Origin of the sequence: Roseovarius gaetbuli (genome assembly GCF_900172365.1) — a bacterium.
Taxonomy (GTDB): Bacteria; Pseudomonadota; Alphaproteobacteria; order Rhodobacterales; family Rhodobacteraceae; genus Roseovarius; species Roseovarius gaetbuli.
In genome coordinates, this window is sequence record NZ_FWFJ01000057.1 from 1 (window position 1) to 17,701 (window position 17,701).

The 17,701-nt window shown below is 53.4% G+C and carries 13 protein-coding genes and 2 pseudogenes; 2 read left to right on the top strand and 13 right to left on the bottom strand.

Annotated features, from left to right (window positions below):
• Nucleotides 1–170: 170 nt before the first annotated feature.
• A pseudogene (locus ROG8370_RS17920) lies at nucleotides 171–512 on the top strand (transposase); the annotation flags it as partial.
• A 262-nt stretch (nucleotides 513–774) separates the two neighbouring features.
• The gene (locus tag ROG8370_RS17925; protein ID WP_085828519.1) at nucleotides 775–2,157 is read left to right on the top strand and encodes a sensor histidine kinase; all 1,383 of its coding nucleotides are present in this window, start codon (nucleotides 775–777) and stop codon (nucleotides 2,155–2,157) included.
• A gap of 80 nt (nucleotides 2,158–2,237) precedes the next feature.
• On the opposite strand, the gene ROG8370_RS17930 is transcribed toward ROG8370_RS17925, so the two are convergent.
• The 13 genes and pseudogenes from ROG8370_RS17930 to ROG8370_RS17990 all read right to left on the bottom strand — a co-directional run.
• The gene (locus ROG8370_RS17930; RefSeq protein WP_245827490.1) at nucleotides 2,238–3,626 is read right to left on the bottom strand and encodes a cytochrome P450; all 1,389 of its coding nucleotides are present in this window, start codon (nucleotides 3,624–3,626) and stop codon (nucleotides 2,238–2,240) included.
• Between the two features lie 301 nt (nucleotides 3,627–3,927).
• Nucleotides 3,928–5,052 carry a response regulator gene (locus tag ROG8370_RS17935; protein ID WP_085828520.1) on the bottom strand — a complete coding sequence of 375 codons (1,125 nt, stop codon included), beginning with the start codon at nucleotides 5,050–5,052 and terminating at the stop codon, nucleotides 3,928–3,930.
• Nucleotides 5,053–5,266: 214 nt separating this feature from the next.
• Nucleotides 5,267–6,013, bottom strand: a complete 747-nt coding sequence (locus ROG8370_RS17940; RefSeq protein ID WP_245827491.1) for an acyl-homoserine-lactone synthase — start codon at nucleotides 6,011–6,013, stop codon at nucleotides 5,267–5,269.
• A 242-nt stretch (nucleotides 6,014–6,255) separates the two neighbouring features.
• Nucleotides 6,256–7,077, bottom strand: coding sequence for a hypothetical protein (locus ROG8370_RS17945; RefSeq protein ID WP_139838211.1), 822 nt, complete (start codon nucleotides 7,075–7,077; stop codon nucleotides 6,256–6,258).
• Nucleotides 7,077–7,454 (bottom strand): hypothetical protein, encoded by a 378-nt coding sequence (locus ROG8370_RS17950; RefSeq protein ID WP_085828523.1) that lies wholly within the window; start codon nucleotides 7,452–7,454, stop codon nucleotides 7,077–7,079. The genes ROG8370_RS17945 and ROG8370_RS17950 overlap by 1 nt, the downstream gene beginning before the upstream one ends.
• Nucleotides 7,455–7,529: 75 nt before the next feature.
• A complete protein-coding gene (locus ROG8370_RS17955) occupies nucleotides 7,530–8,501 on the bottom strand; it encodes a dynamin family protein (RefSeq protein ID WP_085828524.1) in 972 nt (323 codons plus the stop codon).
• Nucleotides 8,498–10,561, bottom strand: a complete 2,064-nt coding sequence (locus tag ROG8370_RS17960; protein ID WP_085828525.1) for a dynamin family protein — start codon at nucleotides 10,559–10,561, stop codon at nucleotides 8,498–8,500. Before ROG8370_RS17960 ends, ROG8370_RS17955 begins: the two co-directional genes overlap by 4 nt.
• 159 nt (nucleotides 10,562–10,720) lie before the next feature.
• Nucleotides 10,721–12,001: a hypothetical protein gene (locus ROG8370_RS17965; RefSeq protein WP_085828526.1), complete on the bottom strand. Its 1,281-nt coding sequence runs from the start codon at nucleotides 11,999–12,001 to the stop codon at nucleotides 10,721–10,723.
• 22 nt (nucleotides 12,002–12,023) lie between these two features.
• Entirely contained in the window at nucleotides 12,024–12,935 is a 912-nt protein-coding gene (locus ROG8370_RS17970; protein ID WP_085828527.1) for a PP2C family protein-serine/threonine phosphatase, read from the bottom strand.
• The gene (locus tag ROG8370_RS21105; RefSeq protein ID WP_085828528.1) at nucleotides 12,919–14,019 is read right to left on the bottom strand and encodes an FHA domain-containing protein; all 1,101 of its coding nucleotides are present in this window, start codon (nucleotides 14,017–14,019) and stop codon (nucleotides 12,919–12,921) included. Before ROG8370_RS21105 ends, ROG8370_RS17970 begins: the two co-directional genes overlap by 17 nt.
• Before the next feature lie 11 nt (nucleotides 14,020–14,030).
• Nucleotides 14,031–15,374, bottom strand: a complete 1,344-nt coding sequence (locus ROG8370_RS17980) for a serine/threonine protein kinase (protein WP_139838212.1) — start codon at nucleotides 15,372–15,374, stop codon at nucleotides 14,031–14,033.
• A gap of 580 nt (nucleotides 15,375–15,954) precedes the next feature.
• Nucleotides 15,955–17,376: a cyclic nucleotide-binding domain-containing protein gene (locus tag ROG8370_RS17985; protein WP_085828530.1), complete on the bottom strand. Its 1,422-nt coding sequence runs from the start codon at nucleotides 17,374–17,376 to the stop codon at nucleotides 15,955–15,957.
• A 110-nt stretch (nucleotides 17,377–17,486) separates the two neighbouring features.
• Nucleotides 17,487–17,701 (bottom strand): annotated as a pseudogene (locus ROG8370_RS17990) (IS3 family transposase); the annotation flags it as partial.

The window sequence follows — 17,701 nt, forward strand, 5'->3', positions numbered from 1 at the left end:
AAATGGCTGGCCTATTACAACGCCGAACGGCCGCACTCCACCCACGGCATCTTGACCCCGAATGAGGCCTATGCAAGCAAAACAGAACCAACGAGATTAGCAGCCTGACATGAAACCCTGATCCACCTTAACAGGGCTGCAAACTGGTCGAAAAACTAGGACCACCTCTCTTTGATTTCTTCGTCAAAACCTACGGCGTGAAATACGATAAAGCCGTAGGAAAACTGGCCAGAGACCGCGATGTGCTGCTGGCCTTCCATAACTTCCCAGCTGAGCATTGGAAGCACATCCGCACCACCAATCCCATCGAAAGCACCTTCGCCACGGTCCGACATCGCACTGGCAAAACCAAAGGGTGCCTCAGCCGAAAAACCGGATTGGCAATGGCGTTCAAACTCATGATGTCAGCCCAGACCAAGTGGCGCAAACTGGACGGGGCCAACCGCATGCCCGAGATAATCGATGGGATTGCATGCAAAGACGGAATCAAGCAACTTCAAAACGCCGCCTGATCAAGCCGTCACCAACTTTCGGGCATAGCTCGCTTCAAGCACGCCCGACGATACGCATCAACGGCAAAAGGCAACTAAAACAAGATCATCAGACTGCAAACTGGTCGAAAATGCTTGATGCCCTCTGGCCCGTTCTGTGTGACGTCGGCACATTTCAGACAGAATGACAAACTTTAACCGGAAAGCAGACCCATTCCTTCCATAAGATTATGCGACAATACCATTCGTTTAAAAGATAACAGAAATTTAGACAGGTCAAATCATGAGGCTTTCTGGAGTTGATCAGCCGAAAGATTCGGCTTCGGCGGCCGACGCCAAACTGCTTCAAAACCTGAAAGACTATACTTGGGGTGCATTCGCGCTGCTCTGGCAGCGTCAGGCCATCTATCTTGCGAGCACACTGCTGACGGCTTTTTACTTTGATGCAGTCAATGCCGCGATCTTCTATTGCACGATCGTCTTTTGCGAACTTCAGGATATCATAATTGCCAGACGTGTTAGACGGCTGCACGTCAATCAAAAGCGGGCCATACACTCCAGCCTGGTATGGATTCTTCTGAATACGATCTTAAGCTCTGCTGCAATCTGTCTCTATGCCGTATCCGTTGCCTTCAAACAGGAACTCGGTGGCCATTTCACGCCATTATTCTTTCTTTTTGCGGCTGCACTGTTTGCTGCCATGAACAACCACCAACTGGTGCTGGCGTTGGGCATCAGGTTGGCAATGTACGGATTATCCTTTTTGGTCATCGTATTCACGGATATCTGGATATCGCAACCCAGCTTGGATTCAGAGCTTTGGCTGCACTTTTTCACGGTCATCTTTGTGATGTATTTTCTGATCGACTGTTCAATCGTCTTCCTGAGACTCTATCGAAAAAATCTGGCACAGCTTGAGGCGCTCAGGCAGGAACATGAGCGAACAAAAGCCGCCTACATCGTAAAGTCCCAGTTTATATCGACGGTCAGCCACGAACTTCGCACGCCACTTACCTCGATCAGGGGATCGCTTGACCTTCTGAATTCAGGCGCGATGGGCGAGATTCCGGAAAAGATGAAAAGTCTTCTGAACATGGCTGGCAAGAACAGCAAACGCTTGTCCAATCTGATTGACGATGTACTTGACCTGCAAAAAATCGAAGCCGGGGAAATGAACTATCGCAAGGACTTCCTGAGCGTTCAGGCTCTTGTCAGTGAAGCGGTCAACAGCAACGTCGGCTTTGCGACCGCGCATAATGTAACCCTTGTCGAGGAATGCCCGGAGGACACCCCCCTGGTGATCGAAGGGGATGAAACCCGCCTCATGCAGGTCATGGCGAACATGATTTCAAATGCGGCAAAGTTCTCCAAGGAGGGCGGGACGGTGACCGTTGGATACGAGAGCATCGGCGTCAAGGTCAGAATTTACGTGAAAGACACAGGCTGCGGAATCCCTGACGGGGCAGAAAGCAAGGTTTTCGGTCGCTTCAGTCAGTTGGATTCTTCCGACCAGCGTCGAGCGGCAGGAAGTGGTCTAGGAATGAACATCTCAAAAGAGATTGTGGAAAATCATAACGGTATAATTGATTACGTAAGCGAAATTGGATGCGGGACCACCTTTTTCACTGAATTTCTCGCCCACAGAGTGCCACCAGAACTGCCTTGAGCATTTTGCATTTCACTCGATAGAACAGATCAGCTTGAATTTGCGAGTACACGCAAAATCTTCTCTTGCCGTAAGACCGTTCAGACAGGTGTCGCATTCAGAATCATCGGTCCTTCCGGGCGCATCGTGAACGTCAGAACGGGACGTGGAATGGGAACATCGGTCAACGAAAATTCGATCTTGCGCAGAACACTGGCAATCAGAACCATGATTTCGGTTTCTGCATATTGTGCGCCAATACAAACCCTTGGCCCGGCTCCGAAAGGTATAAATTGACCACGAGGAAACTTGTCGGTCAGAAATCGACCGGGCCGGTAGAGGTTCGGCTCTTTCCAGAGTTTCTCGTTGCGATGAAGTGAATAGACGGGAAAGAAGAGTGCATCCCCCTTCTTGAACGTAATGCCCTTGATCGTCAGGTTTTCCGCGGCATCGCGGGCAAAAAATGCAGCCGAGGGATAGAGACGCAGCGTCTCATTGATATGTGCCCTCAGCAGATCCATTTTCTGAATATCATCAAACGTCACAGGCCCGTCGGGACAGATGGACAAAATCTCCTCTCGAATCATCGTCTGCACCTCGGGATACAGCGCTAAAAGATAATATCCCCAGGCCAGCGCATTGGCGGATGTCTCATGCCCTGCGACGACAAATGTGAGCAGATTGTCAACCGTAGTCGCGATATCCTCATAGTCATCGTCCAGCGCCGCAATCATCAAGTCCAGGAAATCCTGCGGAATGTCCCGGTTCTCCTCACGCCTGTTTTCGATGACCTGCCGCGCAAGAACTCGCATATTTCTAACTGGCTTTTTACTCCGCAACCATTTCCGCCGCGGAATCCATTTCGGCAACCGCATAAGATCAAAAAGCGAAATCTCTGAGATGTATTCGAAGTATATCTTCAGCCCGGCCCTTATTTCTTCCGCCGACACCTCTTCGTTCCCGGAAAAGATGACCCGTGAAATATTCGTAATGGTGGAGGCCGACGCCATTTGTGTCACGTCTACAATCCCGTGCCCTTCACATAAGGAATCCGCGACCTCGATGCCGGTTTCAGAAAAATGTGTTGCCAGAAGCGGCAAGTTCCGCGCCGCAAACAAAGGGGAATACCGCTGACGCTGTTTTCTCCATTTTTCACCTTCAGCCAAGATAAGACCGTTACCGACTGCTGAACCGATAATGTCCTTGGTGAATTTGGCCTTCGGAAAATGTCGCCCACTACCGACTAAAAGTTCCGTAATAATTTCGGGATCACAAATGTAGTGAATATTCAAAGGCCCCCGAACGTAGGTTTCGACCGAGGTTTCAATTGGAATGACCTCAAGCATATTTCGTCCGGCCAGCCGCGCAAACTCCATCAGACCGACGGGTTTTGTTGCAAGCTTGGCCGCAATTGGCACCGCCTCGAATGACACTGGTGTCGTCATCATCACCCCCACCCCAAATTGCCAACCATTGGCTTTTGTTTTCACCTCCACACCCCATATGAGGGCGTTGCAAGACTCAAACATAGCCACCAGAAAAATTCGGAAACGATTTCATTAACTCAGCCCAAAACATCCAGTCAACGATACGACCGTGCCGTGGGGCTCGTCCCTATTACTTCCGCAATCGAAACGGATGCCAAAGGAGTGTTAACCATGCGCGTCATGTTCGGCAAGGGCAGCGGAAATATCCGGGCGAATGGTCGGTGATCTGTTGTGGGTGGGGTTGAAGTGTACCCTGTCAACACTCGGTGCCAAGCTGGAGCGGGAAACAGTTCTCGCGAAAAATCTACTCGATGTTCAGATAGCTGTCTTCACCAAATAGTTCTCGCAACACGCGTTCATAAACCCGCTTTTTCCCCTTTTTCGGAGGGAGACAATAGCCGTCTACATCGAAACTTTTCGCGTAGTCGTTTTTCCGTATCTCGGTTTCAAGATCCTTGGCGCAGTCAATGGCTCTTTTAAGTGCTCCGGTCGCGGTGCTCCGGGACAACAGGCGCATCGATACCGGCTCTCCTGCCAGGACCTCGACACGCTCATCCGTTACATGCTGTCTTAGTTGCGCGCCTATCATCTCGCCAAGACTTACTGTTCCAAGGATGGAATCCGTCACTTTCTGGCCATGCAAAATAATTAGGAAAACGCCTTTGCCACGGTATGAGAAAACAAAATCCATGTCATCTGCGGCGCCTTGAATGCAAGATGCCACGTCCTGGATGGCGTCCCGAAAGCCTTCACAACCAACATGGTGATAAAAGAGATCGGCATCCTGCAATATGACGGAAATGGCTTGTGAACCAAACATCTTGCGCCGCGCGAGTTGGGCCGCGTAGTTGTCAAATTCGATATATCGGAGAAAGTTTTTCAGCCCGTTAAGTGAAATTGGATCTTCGAAATCCAATTGCTGGATAGTCTCCAGTTTGCATTTTAGATCGCTTGCGCATTGCATGCTTTTTTCGGTTTTGCGGCGTGACTGTACAAGACTATACGCGCACTTGATGCGGCTGCGTAGTTCGAGAAAGTCGAAGGGCTTGTTTACATAGTCTGTCGCACCTTCCGCGAACGCATCATCAATATACTTGCGATCGCTCATGGCGGTGAGCATGAGAACGGGTGTCTCTACATATTCTGGAATTACCCGCAGCTGCCGGAGAAGATCAATGCCGTTCATATCCGGCATCTGGATATCAAGCAGGATACAGTCGAACGGCTTTTCGGCACCCTGGATCACGTCAAGTGCCGAGGCTGCATTGCTTGCAGTTGAAACTTGATAATCTTCCAGCGTTTCTAGCGCCGTTTTCACAACTTCCAGAATGCTTGGCTCGTCATCTACGACCAAAATTCTGAAGCCCGACTGCTTGTTAGCCCGGATTTCCATTTTGCGTTGGAAACGGCTATTTCCTTCAATAGACATTTGCTTCACCCACCGACCGTTTGATACGGATTAGTGGACCATTAATCATATATAACTGTGCTCAATTTGAGGCCTAAGATAGGTTATCTTCTTTGAATTTTGCCGAAAACAAGACGAAAATATATCATTGTTTTCAAATGCCAAACAATACAAGGCATCAGCCGGGCATTGTCTTCCAAAGTTCGCGCCGATCAAAAATCTGCGAGTGGGTCACTCAGGATATAAAGTCATCGACCTTGAACAAAACACACTGGCTCGCGGTCCCGTCGATGGAAAACTTTGCTCCTATGGGCGTTGCATTCACACCCAAACGCCGGGCCCACCGAGCCCATAGAGCGGGCACAATACCTAGAACGTGCGCCGCGCCATTATCCATCGCAGTCTGGCACATTGACCGAAACAATAAACTCTGGACCCTTTGACGCTGTTGCGCAGGAACGGCATTTGCAATGAAGAACCGGGTGGCTTCCCATACACTATGCTCAACCGGGGCCTCAAAAAAAAGAATGTCGGTTGGAATATCGTCCAACAAACCCTTTTGCGCATCTCTCAGCATATAGCTGAAGGGGCCACATTTTGCCGTGGTGGGAACCATGCGGACGCCGCCAATAACTTCGCCGAACTGGTGAACCACAATCCAGCGGCAGAATGGCGTATCGTATTGGTCGAACTCCATTCCGTCAGTTTCAGAAACATGCCAGCCGAGTTGGTCCAGAAAAATCAATTTTCTGACTTCAAGGTAATTTACCAACAGTCCGCCATATTCATTCATATTTCGAAACGAAATGGTCGTTGACCTGATGTGATCGATTGGTTCACCGAGGAACGTTTCGTTTCGTTTCGTAGAACTGGTTACTCGATTCTGCGAACGGGCATGCCGATCGTCAACATCAATACCTTTAGATATCGGCGCAGTTGGTGTGAGTGCCTGAGCCCAGAAGGGCGACCACGTACGGTTCATAGACTGCTCGTCTTTTTTTTGCCTTAATACGCTCTAACGTTGCAGCTGTGAAGGCCCGCACCCTTGCGTTGTACCGGAAAAGTTTAATTGTAGGTAGAAGTTGCGGCTTCTTGGCCACACTTCCGTCCCGTCCCCCGAACTGCGGGCGCGCCCTCTGAAGTCAACGGGAAGCGCCAATTGGCCACTAATGCCTGGGACAGGCTTGACCATGGGGCGCGCAAATCAAATCAGTGAATTGTACGTCAAACTGTTTCGGCCAGCGCCGCCTCGCCGAAAATGTTTCGCCAGTCTTCCAGGGTCGTGATCCTATCCTGGTTGGAAATCGCCGCTAGCAGGCTATCGTTGCCCTCCCCAGCAACGATCACTTGCAAACCCGGCGCCAGCGCGAAAGCCGAGCAGGACGGTCCAGCGTTGTCCAGACGGCGCAGGGTTGCCTTCGCCCTGCGATTTGCGGTGGTGATCCCTTCGAGTTTGTCAAGGCGAAGCAGTATGGCATCTGGCCCTTCGCGACATATATCTCGACCCTCGTTCGTGTGCATGATCCAGCCTATCGCACGCGGTTGGATCATTTTCAAAAAATTATGCACTCGGCTTTCGGGGCTCAAGGTTTCACTGACCTCTGCCAATCGTGCGGCCGAACAGGACTTGCCGCTTGTGGATGGATTCAACGCGCGGCCCATGCGCTGCAATGCTGTTCCTACTGCCTGTTGGCCTATTTTCTTGATCGTTTGTGCATAGGCCCGCGCTGCGGCTTCTGGCTCTGTGTCGCCACCCTCAGCTTTTTGTTGGACCGTGTCATTGGTGCGCAGCTCGATCAGGCGCCGGTTCGATGCAACAAGCATCGCCTCAATTCCGCTATCAGACAGCAATGCCATCTTGCGTGGCAGGACAGCCTCGTCAATTTCCCGCATGATAATGCGCAACAGGCTTTGATGGTCTGTCGCCGTCTCCCGCATGTCCGCCAGAAGCTCGTCGCGATCCATGCCAAGACGCACCAAAGCACCACGCAAGTGACGTTCTGTTTCCTCAGATCCGATTTGGCGAGCTTTTGCAATTCTTACCATCAGGCTGCCCCAGACACCTTTAGAAATACCTTCTTTGCGTATGCCTTTACATGTGTGACCGCCTCAGCACGGTCGCACACGCAGCAAACGACATCGGATTTGCTCTCTTGCGATCTGACGAAGATGCGTACATCGTCAGGTGTGGCCAGGATGACGCTGTGGTCCGTCTCTTCTGCTTGGCCATCAGTCGCAGATAAAGCATCGGACAACCCGAAATTCAAAGCTGCCTGTTGGATGATTTCTTCCAGATAGTCCTGCTTGTGCTGGCGTTTGGCGCTTGTGCGCAAGACCAGGCCCGTCTTCAGATCCCCGAACGAAACGAGCGAACAGCCGGGCACGCCGCATCGCATTTCGTCAAGGCATTCGGATATGGTCATTTCACGCTCCAGATCGGCGGAACATAGATGTGCGGGCCTCCAAACATACTGCTCCCTTTTGCCTCATGATTTTTCTCACCAGTTGGCGTCTACCGAGGGGCTGGGCCGGGCGGTGCGCCCGCGCATCTCGGTCAGAACGCGCACTCGTTTCGGTATGACACTGCTCGACTTGTAGACCACAGGTTCGGCAGACGCATTTTGAGCGGACGGTGATGTTTCGGCCAACGACGTGCGCACCACCTCTTGCGGCGCGCCCGATGCCGCGCTGTCCGGCAAATCCTGCACTTGCGAAGACTTGGTCGTTTCTTGCGATGCGACCGGCGCGGAACGGCCTTCTTCGGATGCGTTCAGCAACAGTTCCACAAGGTGATCGACAAACTCCGCCGCTCCGCTCTCCTGCCACTTGTGAAAGTCATCCCCTGCATCAAGCGCCTCGATAATCGAGAGCGGATAGACCGCTTTGAACAAACCCTCGGTTTCCTTGCGGACGCGATTGATCACACGATCGACATCGCGCTCAACCCTAAGTTTGTCAACCTGTGTCACCAGCAGGATGTTGTCGCCGTTCGTCCGCTCCCTGATCAGGTCCCATGCTGCCGCCTCGGATTGGCGCCATGCCTGCGTTGCCTGTGTGCACCATACGACGCTGTCGACGTGTTGGATCATGGACAACCACACATCCGACGACATGCTTGGGTCTGAAATTCCGGGCATGTCGATCAGATCACATATCTCCAGAGTTTCCGATCGGTTGTACAAACGGACCATCCTGGTTTCGTCAACGCAGATCGCTTCCAGATCTTCAATGTCGATCTCTCTCTCGGTGCCATCACGATCCACGGCAATTGCGGCCTCATCGCCGTAGCTGATCCAGATCGGGGGAAGCCGGGTTGCGGTGACCTGTACCGGCAGTGGCGCATTCCCAAGAAACAGTTTGGAAAGCGTGCTTTTCCCGGCGCTGAATTCGCCCATGAACGCCAGGCGCGGTTTTCGGGGCAATGGTGCCGGGCTTAGACTCTCAGTGTTCAATGTCTTCTCCTTGGTCATTTGACGTAACGCTCCAGCGTCCTGAGCGTTTCTTTCAGCGCATGGTTGCGCGTTTGCTCATCTTTGTCGCAGAACATGTCTTCCACGCCCCCGGAGCGATGCGCTCCGGAAATCAGATCGAGCAGAATACCTTTCTGCTCTTCAAGAAAACCGCGCAGTTCCTCTACGAAGTCGGCCTCAATGGTGGAGGTCTGGCCATCTTTCATTTGCGTCATGAAGTCGTCTGTCTCAGAGCGGATCAATTCTCGGAACTGCTTGGCGAAGGCTTGGTAGCCTCGCGTTCTTCGCCACCACATCGCCCACCAGCTATCATTGAAATCCAACGCAATCGTCTGCCCGAGGGTGACTGGCGACGGAATTTGAGGGATGCCGGGGACCGAGAGCTGAATACCTTCGACAGCCGGGCCAAAGCAGCGATAAAGTAAATGTGCCGTGTCAGATACTGCGGCTTCATAGTGTGCCTCGGCATCCTTGCGGACCTTGCTGCCCATGGTCGAGTATGCAGATCGCAACAGAATGCGAAGTCCGGCCGGGTCATATTCCCAGATCTGTTCGTCACCATAAACCTCAAGGTGAGCCAGCAATGAATGTGTTGCGCGCTCGATAAAGTTCTCATGCACGCGATCTGCGCGTGTATGATATTCGGCAAAAATTTCTGCCATTGATGCCTTGAACCTGCTCAGGTTCGTCTCTGCCATCCGCTCGAATTCGGCTCGAACCTCGTACATGCTGACATCAGATTTGAAATCGTTACCTTCAACCATTACCGTTCGCGCGGCTTTCTGTGATGTCGCAATTGCCACGGCTGAAGATGCAATTTTCTTCAGAAATGGCTCGCCCAGGCTGAGCACGATTTGTGATGACAGTGCTCGCATGAGGGCGGGTAATCCTGACAATTCCCATACATGGGCAGACGGCGACTGATCTATTTTTGTTGTACCGAGAACGGCTTTGGTAAGGTTCAGCAACGCATCGGCATTGGCTTCGGACATGTCGCCCAACTCTCCATGCAGAACCTTACCCGCCCAGTAGGCGCTACCGAAAATGATCTGTGCGTCCTGAGGACCATCATTGTTCTTCAGCGTCCCGCGAATGCTTTCCTCGATCTCGATCATCTGATTGGCCGGATCGGACAATTCATCAATGCGGTTCACGAAGATGATTACTTCGCGCGACTTGAGGGTCGAGATCATCCTGACCAACGCCATATCTACAGAGGTCAGTGCCTGCCCCGCAGACAGGACAACCACACACACGCGGCTGTCGCGGATGGCTCTGATCGTCACCATTTCGCGCATCATGAACGTGTCGTTGACGCCGGGTGTGTCGCGAAGACACAGACGAAACGGCATAGTATGGCAATTCAGGTAAAGCTCGGCCGAACGGGTTATATCTGCAAATCGGCCCTGATCATCACTGGCCGGGTCGTGATCCGGCACATCAAAATCGTCGCCTAGGCAAATATACCGCTCAAGCAGGTTCTTGTCGAAATATCCGTACTCATGTTCCTGCCCCATCAGCAATTCAAAATTTCTGCCGAGGCGCCTGCGGGATTTCTCGCGCATGGAGTGGATTTGTTCGCGTATCTTGTTCAGTTCGCCTTCTGCGCCGGCGCGTCCGGCCAATTCACCAATCCTGCCGCCCTTGGTGGTCAGGCGATCCCATTCCTCTTCGGTCATAAACTGGAAACGTGCCCCGGTCTCACCATTTTCGGCGGCGGGGGTCAGGTGAAGGGATGTGACCACAGAGGTCCAGGGATTGACATCCGAAGGCAACAAATCGGCCCAGCCGGTCATGGCATTGATCAGCGATGTTTTCCCTGATTTCACCTGACCAAGGACCGTGACTGAGGGTTCAAACGCCGCAAGTTGATCCTTGAGGCGTGACACAGACCGGCGCGATTCTTCTCCGGTCAGATCGACAAGCCTATCCAGTGCGCCTTCAAGCTCTGAAGCCTTTTGGGCGAAAGCTGCAAGGTCTTCCATGCCAGAACTCAGATTGGTTCGGTGCGCTGAAGCCCGGATATTGGTGGCAGGATCAATTTCAACTTCAATGTTCATTAGATTTCCGGTGTCATTTGCGTTGCGGGTACATTTCGCCGTTTTTGAAAACTCGGAACAACCAAGCGTTGCGCACTTTTGCCATGGCAAAAATGGTAACTAAATGTGTTGATAATTGGACGTGTCTGAGGAAAGATTCCTGAAGTTGAAAAGCCTTCATCAGACGACTTTGTCTATAAGCTCCTTTCTTATCTGCAAAAGCAGGGTTACGGCGTCCAGCGCAGCCTCCTCGCTGTGTTCCAGTTGGAACAGCATCAGCATTTCTTCGCCCTCCTGCACGTCTTCGCGCGCACCTTGGGTGGCGGGGTCATCTACCGGAGACGTGTCAAGCAATCCTGCAAGAGACGACATCGCCTCCGTACAACTATTTAGAATGGCCCCGGCATCCAGATCGTCACTATGGTCCATTTCATCAAGCATCTTGCGGGCGCGCTGTTGAAGCATGTCAACGGCTTCGGACAACAGGGCAACGGAGCGCCCATCCGGCGCCACGACATCCACAGCCACGTCATCCGCTCTTGCCGCGACCTCGCTCTTTTCCTTGGTGTCCCGGCCATTTATGGCAACCGGATCCGGCATCTGCGGGGCCTCGCGCCCCTCGGCATCGACCTCCGGCGTTCGTGCTGCCAGGCGATCCAGGAAAATCTGGGCCTGATCGACATCGGCGCCGCGCCCCTGCTTGATCTGTCGGAGCACCGGATCCATCAGGTGCTTTCCTCCACTCGACGTCCAGAGGGCCTGATTCAGGCCCTCGCCGGATGTCTGCGCCGCGATCCCCTGAATGGTGGCCACGGGATAAAGCCCCATGAATTCATCCGCCACGATGGGTTCCAGCCGGGCAATATTCTGTGACAGCACATCGCGCATCAACTGGCGGTCCGCCATGGTCAGAACCAAAAAGCTGTGATCCTTAATCTGGTCGGGCACGCTTGCCCACAGGTGCTGCTCTTCTTGGGAAAACTCCTGACTACACCAAATGATGATGTCCGCGCGCTCGCATGCGGAACTAAGGATCGCTCGTTTTTGCGCAAGATCGCCCGAAAGTCCGATCTCAACAAAAGTTTGGCTGATCAGTTTCGTATCGGGCAATTCTTGTCGGGCACGGATTGAATCCTGAGGACATTCGCAATCCTTCAGAAACCCCGGGAAACCGGTCATTGAGCCGTCCTGTCTTTCGAACAGAGCGCGCTCTTTTTCGCCATAGGCCAGTTCTATGATAGGTACTTCCAAATGCTGGCCGATAACAGGTTGTGTCGACATCATTTCAATCAGAGTCGACTTGCCGCTTCCGGCGAGGCCGGTCACGACAACCTGCACTGGCTTTGTCAGATGCGCCAGCAGACGCGCGCCCCAGCGGTCATAGGGGGCCGGAATGTCGCCCCTGCCTAATATGTTTTCCAACCGATCGATAACCGGGTTGATCCTAATTGCCTGGTTCAACGGAGGTCTCCCCGAGAATTCATCATCCTGTTGCCTTCTTCTTCCGCATCACCTTTGCCATGATTGTAATCGACGTGTTGCCGTGTTGCTGAGAGCGCGACATGGTTTGATCTTGAACCTGATCATTCACAACCGTCCCGGCACCCTGCGCCATAACTTTCACGACGCACAAAGATACATTGTCCTGGCTGGGGTCATCCAGCTTCTGGACCTCTTTCATCAGGGCCGCGCCTATATCTTCTGCTGAACGCTTCTGCGTGAAGCGCAGGACGCCCTCGATCTGTTCTTCGCAAAGAAATTGCAGTCCATCACTGGCAACAATAAGAATGTCGCCGTCCTTGATCTGTACCGGCACGGTCCGACAATCAAGCTGGGCAATGTCCCGGCCGATCAGCACAGATGTCAGACAGCTTTGGTCAGGGTAATTGACGGCCTCTTCACGGCCCATGATCCCGTTCTCAACCAGGTAATCTATTTGGGACATAAGGGCATGGTTCTCGTTCAGGCGTTCGAGCACGCCGCTCCGGAACAGGTAGAGCGGGCTATCGCCAACCGATACCCAGTACAGCCGGTCATGTATCAACACCGGTGCCAGCAAGGTAGCGCCCATGCCGTGCGCCTCGGGAACCTCGCGCGAATACATTCCGACACATTTGTTCGCACTGACGGCTGCCCTCTGCAGCACCTCGCCGATATGAGGCTCTAACAACTCCGGATCACCGGATTGCAGTTTCAGTTCGCTGAACACTTCGGTGACGACGATCTTGCTGGCGACATCACCTGCGGCATGCCCGCCCATTCCGTCGGCCAGCACCACAAATCCAAATGCCTCTCCTGATGAGAAGTCCGAAACCACGGCATCTTCCTGCCGTTCGCGGCGCCCCAGAACCATCGCCATCGACGTGTCATAAACAAGATCAACCGTTGGATGCATGGGACCAGTCCCTCTCTTTCGATTCTTCCCAGGTAAAATCCGCGCCACAAAGCGGAACAAAGCGAAGCATTGTTTCACCAATCGTGATCTCATCACCCGCTGACAGTTCTTCGGTGCTCAGGACCGGGCGGTCATTCCGGCGTACCAGGTTTGCCTTACCGCCGTGACCGATAAAGAATATTTTCTTCGCGGGGTCATAGGCAATCGCGGCATGATTTTCTCGCGAAATGCTATTATCACCGAAATCAAGCGGCACAGTCTGATCTTTGCCACGGCCGATTTTGCTAACCCCATTGAACAGCGTGAATGCGGCGCCTCGACCCGGGCCAGCGACGACGATCAACCACCCAAGCGGGAAATTGGTGTGAGCTGCAGGCTTTGCATCTGCGCCCCCCGTAATGGGGTCAATGTCGGCGTCCTGACTGCTGCTGAAGCCAAGAAGCCGGGTCTTCACCCGGCCCTGGCGGCCCACAGCGGGTTGCGGAACGTCGACCGCCTGAAAGGCATCCTGTGCCTTGGGCGTCGGCTGCGGCATCGCCTGAGGCGGCTCTGGTGACGCAACCGGTGTCTCTTGATCCATTTCAGAGGTGTCATGATGAAACGGTGACGTCGCCGCCGGTGTTCTCTCGACTGGATCAACGCTTTGCTCAAGGGGGGGCTGAACCACTGGCGCTGCGCAATCAACCTTCCCGTCCTGCGCTGTCTCAGAAATCTCCGGTATGCGATATTTCGGCTCAGCAATCCAGCTCACGACAGGTTGCTCATCCGCTCCGTCCTCTTCGACGTCGCAACTGGCCACATCCTGATCTACGAAAAAGTTGGCCAGACTACCTGAAAAGTCTTCGACCTTATTTTGTTGCGGCTCGCTGGCATGGGCACTCTCCGGGGCGGGCGTCGCAACATCCTCAATGGTCATATCGCTAATCAGTGCTTCAAGCTGCTGCTGGTCTACCGCAGGCGCAGAATCTGATTGCGACAGGAGCTCATCTTTTAGAGGGCTGCTCGCCTCTTTGGCTGCCGAGACGCCATTTGCCTGATGACTCATGTGGCGTTTTTCGCCAATGATATCGCGAATAAACTTCATTTTAGTTCCTTTCAGGTTCTTATTTTTTCGGCCGAACGGCGCCGTCTTTTGACAAGAGCGCTGAACACACGCGACAACGTAAAGCCGGTGCCTTCAGCTTTAGAGGGGGCTTCTTTTTCGGCTTTCTGATTTAGCTGACGCGCTTCGTTCCGTTGTCGTTTTGATAGTTTTTCCTGTTCGCGCAGCCATGCATCGACGTCATCAATCGGGCAGCCGAACATATCGACAAGCCGGTTGGGCTGATCGTCTTTCTCGGATGTGGCGGGTGCTTTGGCATGTTGCTGCCTGGCCCGCGGGTCGAGGACCGGTTCGAGGCTGCTGTTGGTGTCCTCCACAAGCGATGAAATTGCTTCTGCCACGCTTGGATCAAGATCGTCGACCTGTGGTGCACTCTCTTGCGGAGATGCCGCAATATAATCCTGTTGCAAGGGCGTGGCCTCACAGGTCCTGAGAACGTTCAACCAGTCACTTACACACTGAAAGCGCTTTTGCTGCGAAACCGAAAGGGCTTTGTCGATTGATGCCAGAAAAGCCTGATCAAACGCCCTCGATTCCGAGGTAAGCGGTTTGAACGGATCAGGTTGGCCCGAACTCAAAGCCGCGAGGCGTTTCTGACAATCCGGCGGCGGATAACCTGCGATCAGGTGATAGAAGGTTGCACCGACAGAGTAGAGATCACTGGATGGCTCGTGCGAGCTATCCGTGTAGTAGAATTCATGAGGTGAATAGCCATCCTTCACGGACAAGACAGTGGAAAGCACCCGTTTCGGGTTGCGAGCATCTTCGCGCGCGGCCCCAAAGTCGATCAGCGTCAAATTGTTCTGAGCGTCCAGCAACAGATTGTCCGGTGAGATATCGCGATGCAGCATGCCAAAGTCATGCACATGATCCAATGCATTGAGTGTTTCGCCCAGCAATGTTTGAAGCAGGGTGTTGCTGAGGCGCCCCGGGTCGATATCCAGTATCGACAAAAGATCCATGCCATCGACAAAGTCCATTGCGATGTATGCCGTGTTGTTTTCCTGAAAAACCTGGTGAACCTTAACAATGTTGGGATGTTCGAATTTCGCGAGCCTCAGCGCCTCTCGCAAAAAGTTGCGAATGACACTTTGGTATTGGTCCAAATAGCAAGGTTTGCGTGGGCGCACCTCGCCGTTGATCCGGCGGCAAATGGAACTGGGGAAGCACTCTTTGACGACAACATGACGGTTCAGGCTATCGCGGGCCAGATAGGTCATACCGAACCCACCGTCGATTAGGTGACGTTCAATCGTGTACTGCCCGTACAGCAGCGTACCCCCGGGGGAGAGTTCGTCGGTCTCATGCTCTTCCAAAAAGGTAATATTGTTTTGCACGTCGTGGTCTTTCCAGTTGGCAGCTAGGGAAGCACAAAGAGATTCAAAACACTCAATCAGAACGTGTGAGGCTGCACCGAAAATATGATCACATCATGGCAACAATTGGCCCATGATCCGACATCGCTCAAAAAAATGGTGCTGTCAGACAATTCCAAACCCGTCTCAGGTTGCCGCCGAATGCCGGAAAAGCCCCGCATTCTTAGCCTGTTCGTCGAATTATCTGGTCGACACGAACCACACGGGAGGTTTGAGGCCTAGGACAGCTGCGGCGCCGTAAGCCATCCCCATCTTATACATGCAATTTTCTAGGACTTCGCTTGGTCTCTGGAAATCTTCATCGGTGGCTCCCGGGATGTTGAGCCATTCCTCTCCCGGGGTCAGAATTCACCGAAGCACGGACGATCGCTGTTTGAGATGCTGGCACGAAGAGGGTGCACTCAATGTGTCCTTTGGACTGAGAGCGACGGCCCTGCGTACATGGGCAGGATTCAGGACCTTCGCTGCGATGCGCGTCGACGTCAGCTTTGCGGACCAAGCGGACAACGTTCCTAGGATAAGCCTTTACTTTCGCAGAAACCTAGCCTGGCTGACCAAACGTTAGCCTGATGCGCTTCACGAGTTTTCCGGCGAACCCCGGGTCGTCGAGTTCCCTGGTCCCGTCAGTGGAGACGCCGATTTCCTGCGCATTCATCCGAGAGGCCTGAATCTCGCCCATCTGATCAATGATCTCGGGATTTTCCCTTACAATCGCCTGCATTGCTCCGCGCTCGACTTCGACGAGAACAGAGTCGATCTCGGCGATTACAGTCGCAGAACGGGGTTCGCCCGTCAGGAAGGACATCTCTCCAAAGACCTGTCCCGGCTCAACTTGGCCAATGCGACAGAGCTTGCCTTCGACGGATTTATGGACCGCAGCAAGTCCGGCCAGAACAACGAATAGGGTCTCGCCTGCATCGCCTTCGGCGACGAGTGCCTGACCTGCGCGAGCCTGGACCTCCTTGGACTGATGCGCGAGATGCAGTCGTTCCTCTTCGGAAAGCTTGCTGAACAGCGGAACGCGGTGTAGCAGATCAGGCAAGTCGAAGCTTGCATCTATCTCGCTGACACTTTGCCAGGCGATGTCCGCTTCAAGTTTCGGATAGGAAGGCGCATATCCCGCCTGGTCCAGAAAATGCAGAACGTTCTCGACCACTTGACGTTCGATCATGAACATTTTTGGGTAGTCGGGAACCCAGAAGTGAAAGCTGAAGAGTGTGCCGCGCTCAACGAGTTCGTCTATCAACACCAGAGGCTTCTGGGACGGGACCACGCCTGGGGTCGCCCGGATCGCGGACATGATTATGTCCGCGGCACGCTCGGCCGGGACGCTGAAATCCACCACGATCCGTTTCACTGTCCGAAAATGGCGCTCGGGAAGGCTCAGGTTGACGAAATCACGCCGCGACAGTGCGTTGTTGGGAAACACGATGGTTCTTCCCTGTACGGTTACCATGCGGACCGCTCGCCAGTTCATCTCGACGACACGACCTGTTCTCTGAGGTGTTCCTTCGTCGAACTGAATCCAGTCGCCAATCCGGATCGGACGCTCAATGGCAAGAGCGATGCCGGTGAAGATGTCCGCGATGAGGTCACGCACGGCAAAGGCGACAACTCCGGTCAGGATGCCGGATGTTGCCAACAGCCCGGAGACCGGCTGATCGAACACCAACCCCGCGATCGCGATAATTGCCACGAGGAACAGCAAGACGCCCAAAAAATCAAAGGCAATGCTGGGAATGCGCTCTTCATCGCTCCCATTGCGCCCACGCCGGAGGGCAACCTCGATCGCGCGCTTTGCGACCCAAGCCATGCAAAGCCAGATAGCGGCTTCGGAAAGACGGAGAGGGTCAATCCATTCGCCGACCGGTGCCGGTAGCCCGTTTATACCAACTTGGTCGGCAAGATACCTTGCCGCGATGAGGCAGATGAGAGCCAGCGCCGGTAGAAGAATCCGCCCCATTTCACCTCCAAATGCATGGCATATGCGGGCAGGTTAGTTCAGGAACTGTTCAGGACAAACCTTTTTTACGTTATGACCCATAGCAAGGAGAATCGCTGGCGCCATCTCACTTAGGTGTTCAGTCCCGGCATCTGGTGGATCGGATTTAAGATGAATCTGTCTGGCTCAGATGTCCAGATCTTGCAGATGTATTCGTAGGGCGTGAGCCCGCTGAGGGTCTTGAGTCTGCGTGCGAAGTTGTAGGCTGCCATGAAGTCCGCCAGGTGGGTGCGGAGCTGATTGTGGTCGTCGTAGTGGAAACGTTTCACGGTCGCGTCCTTGATCG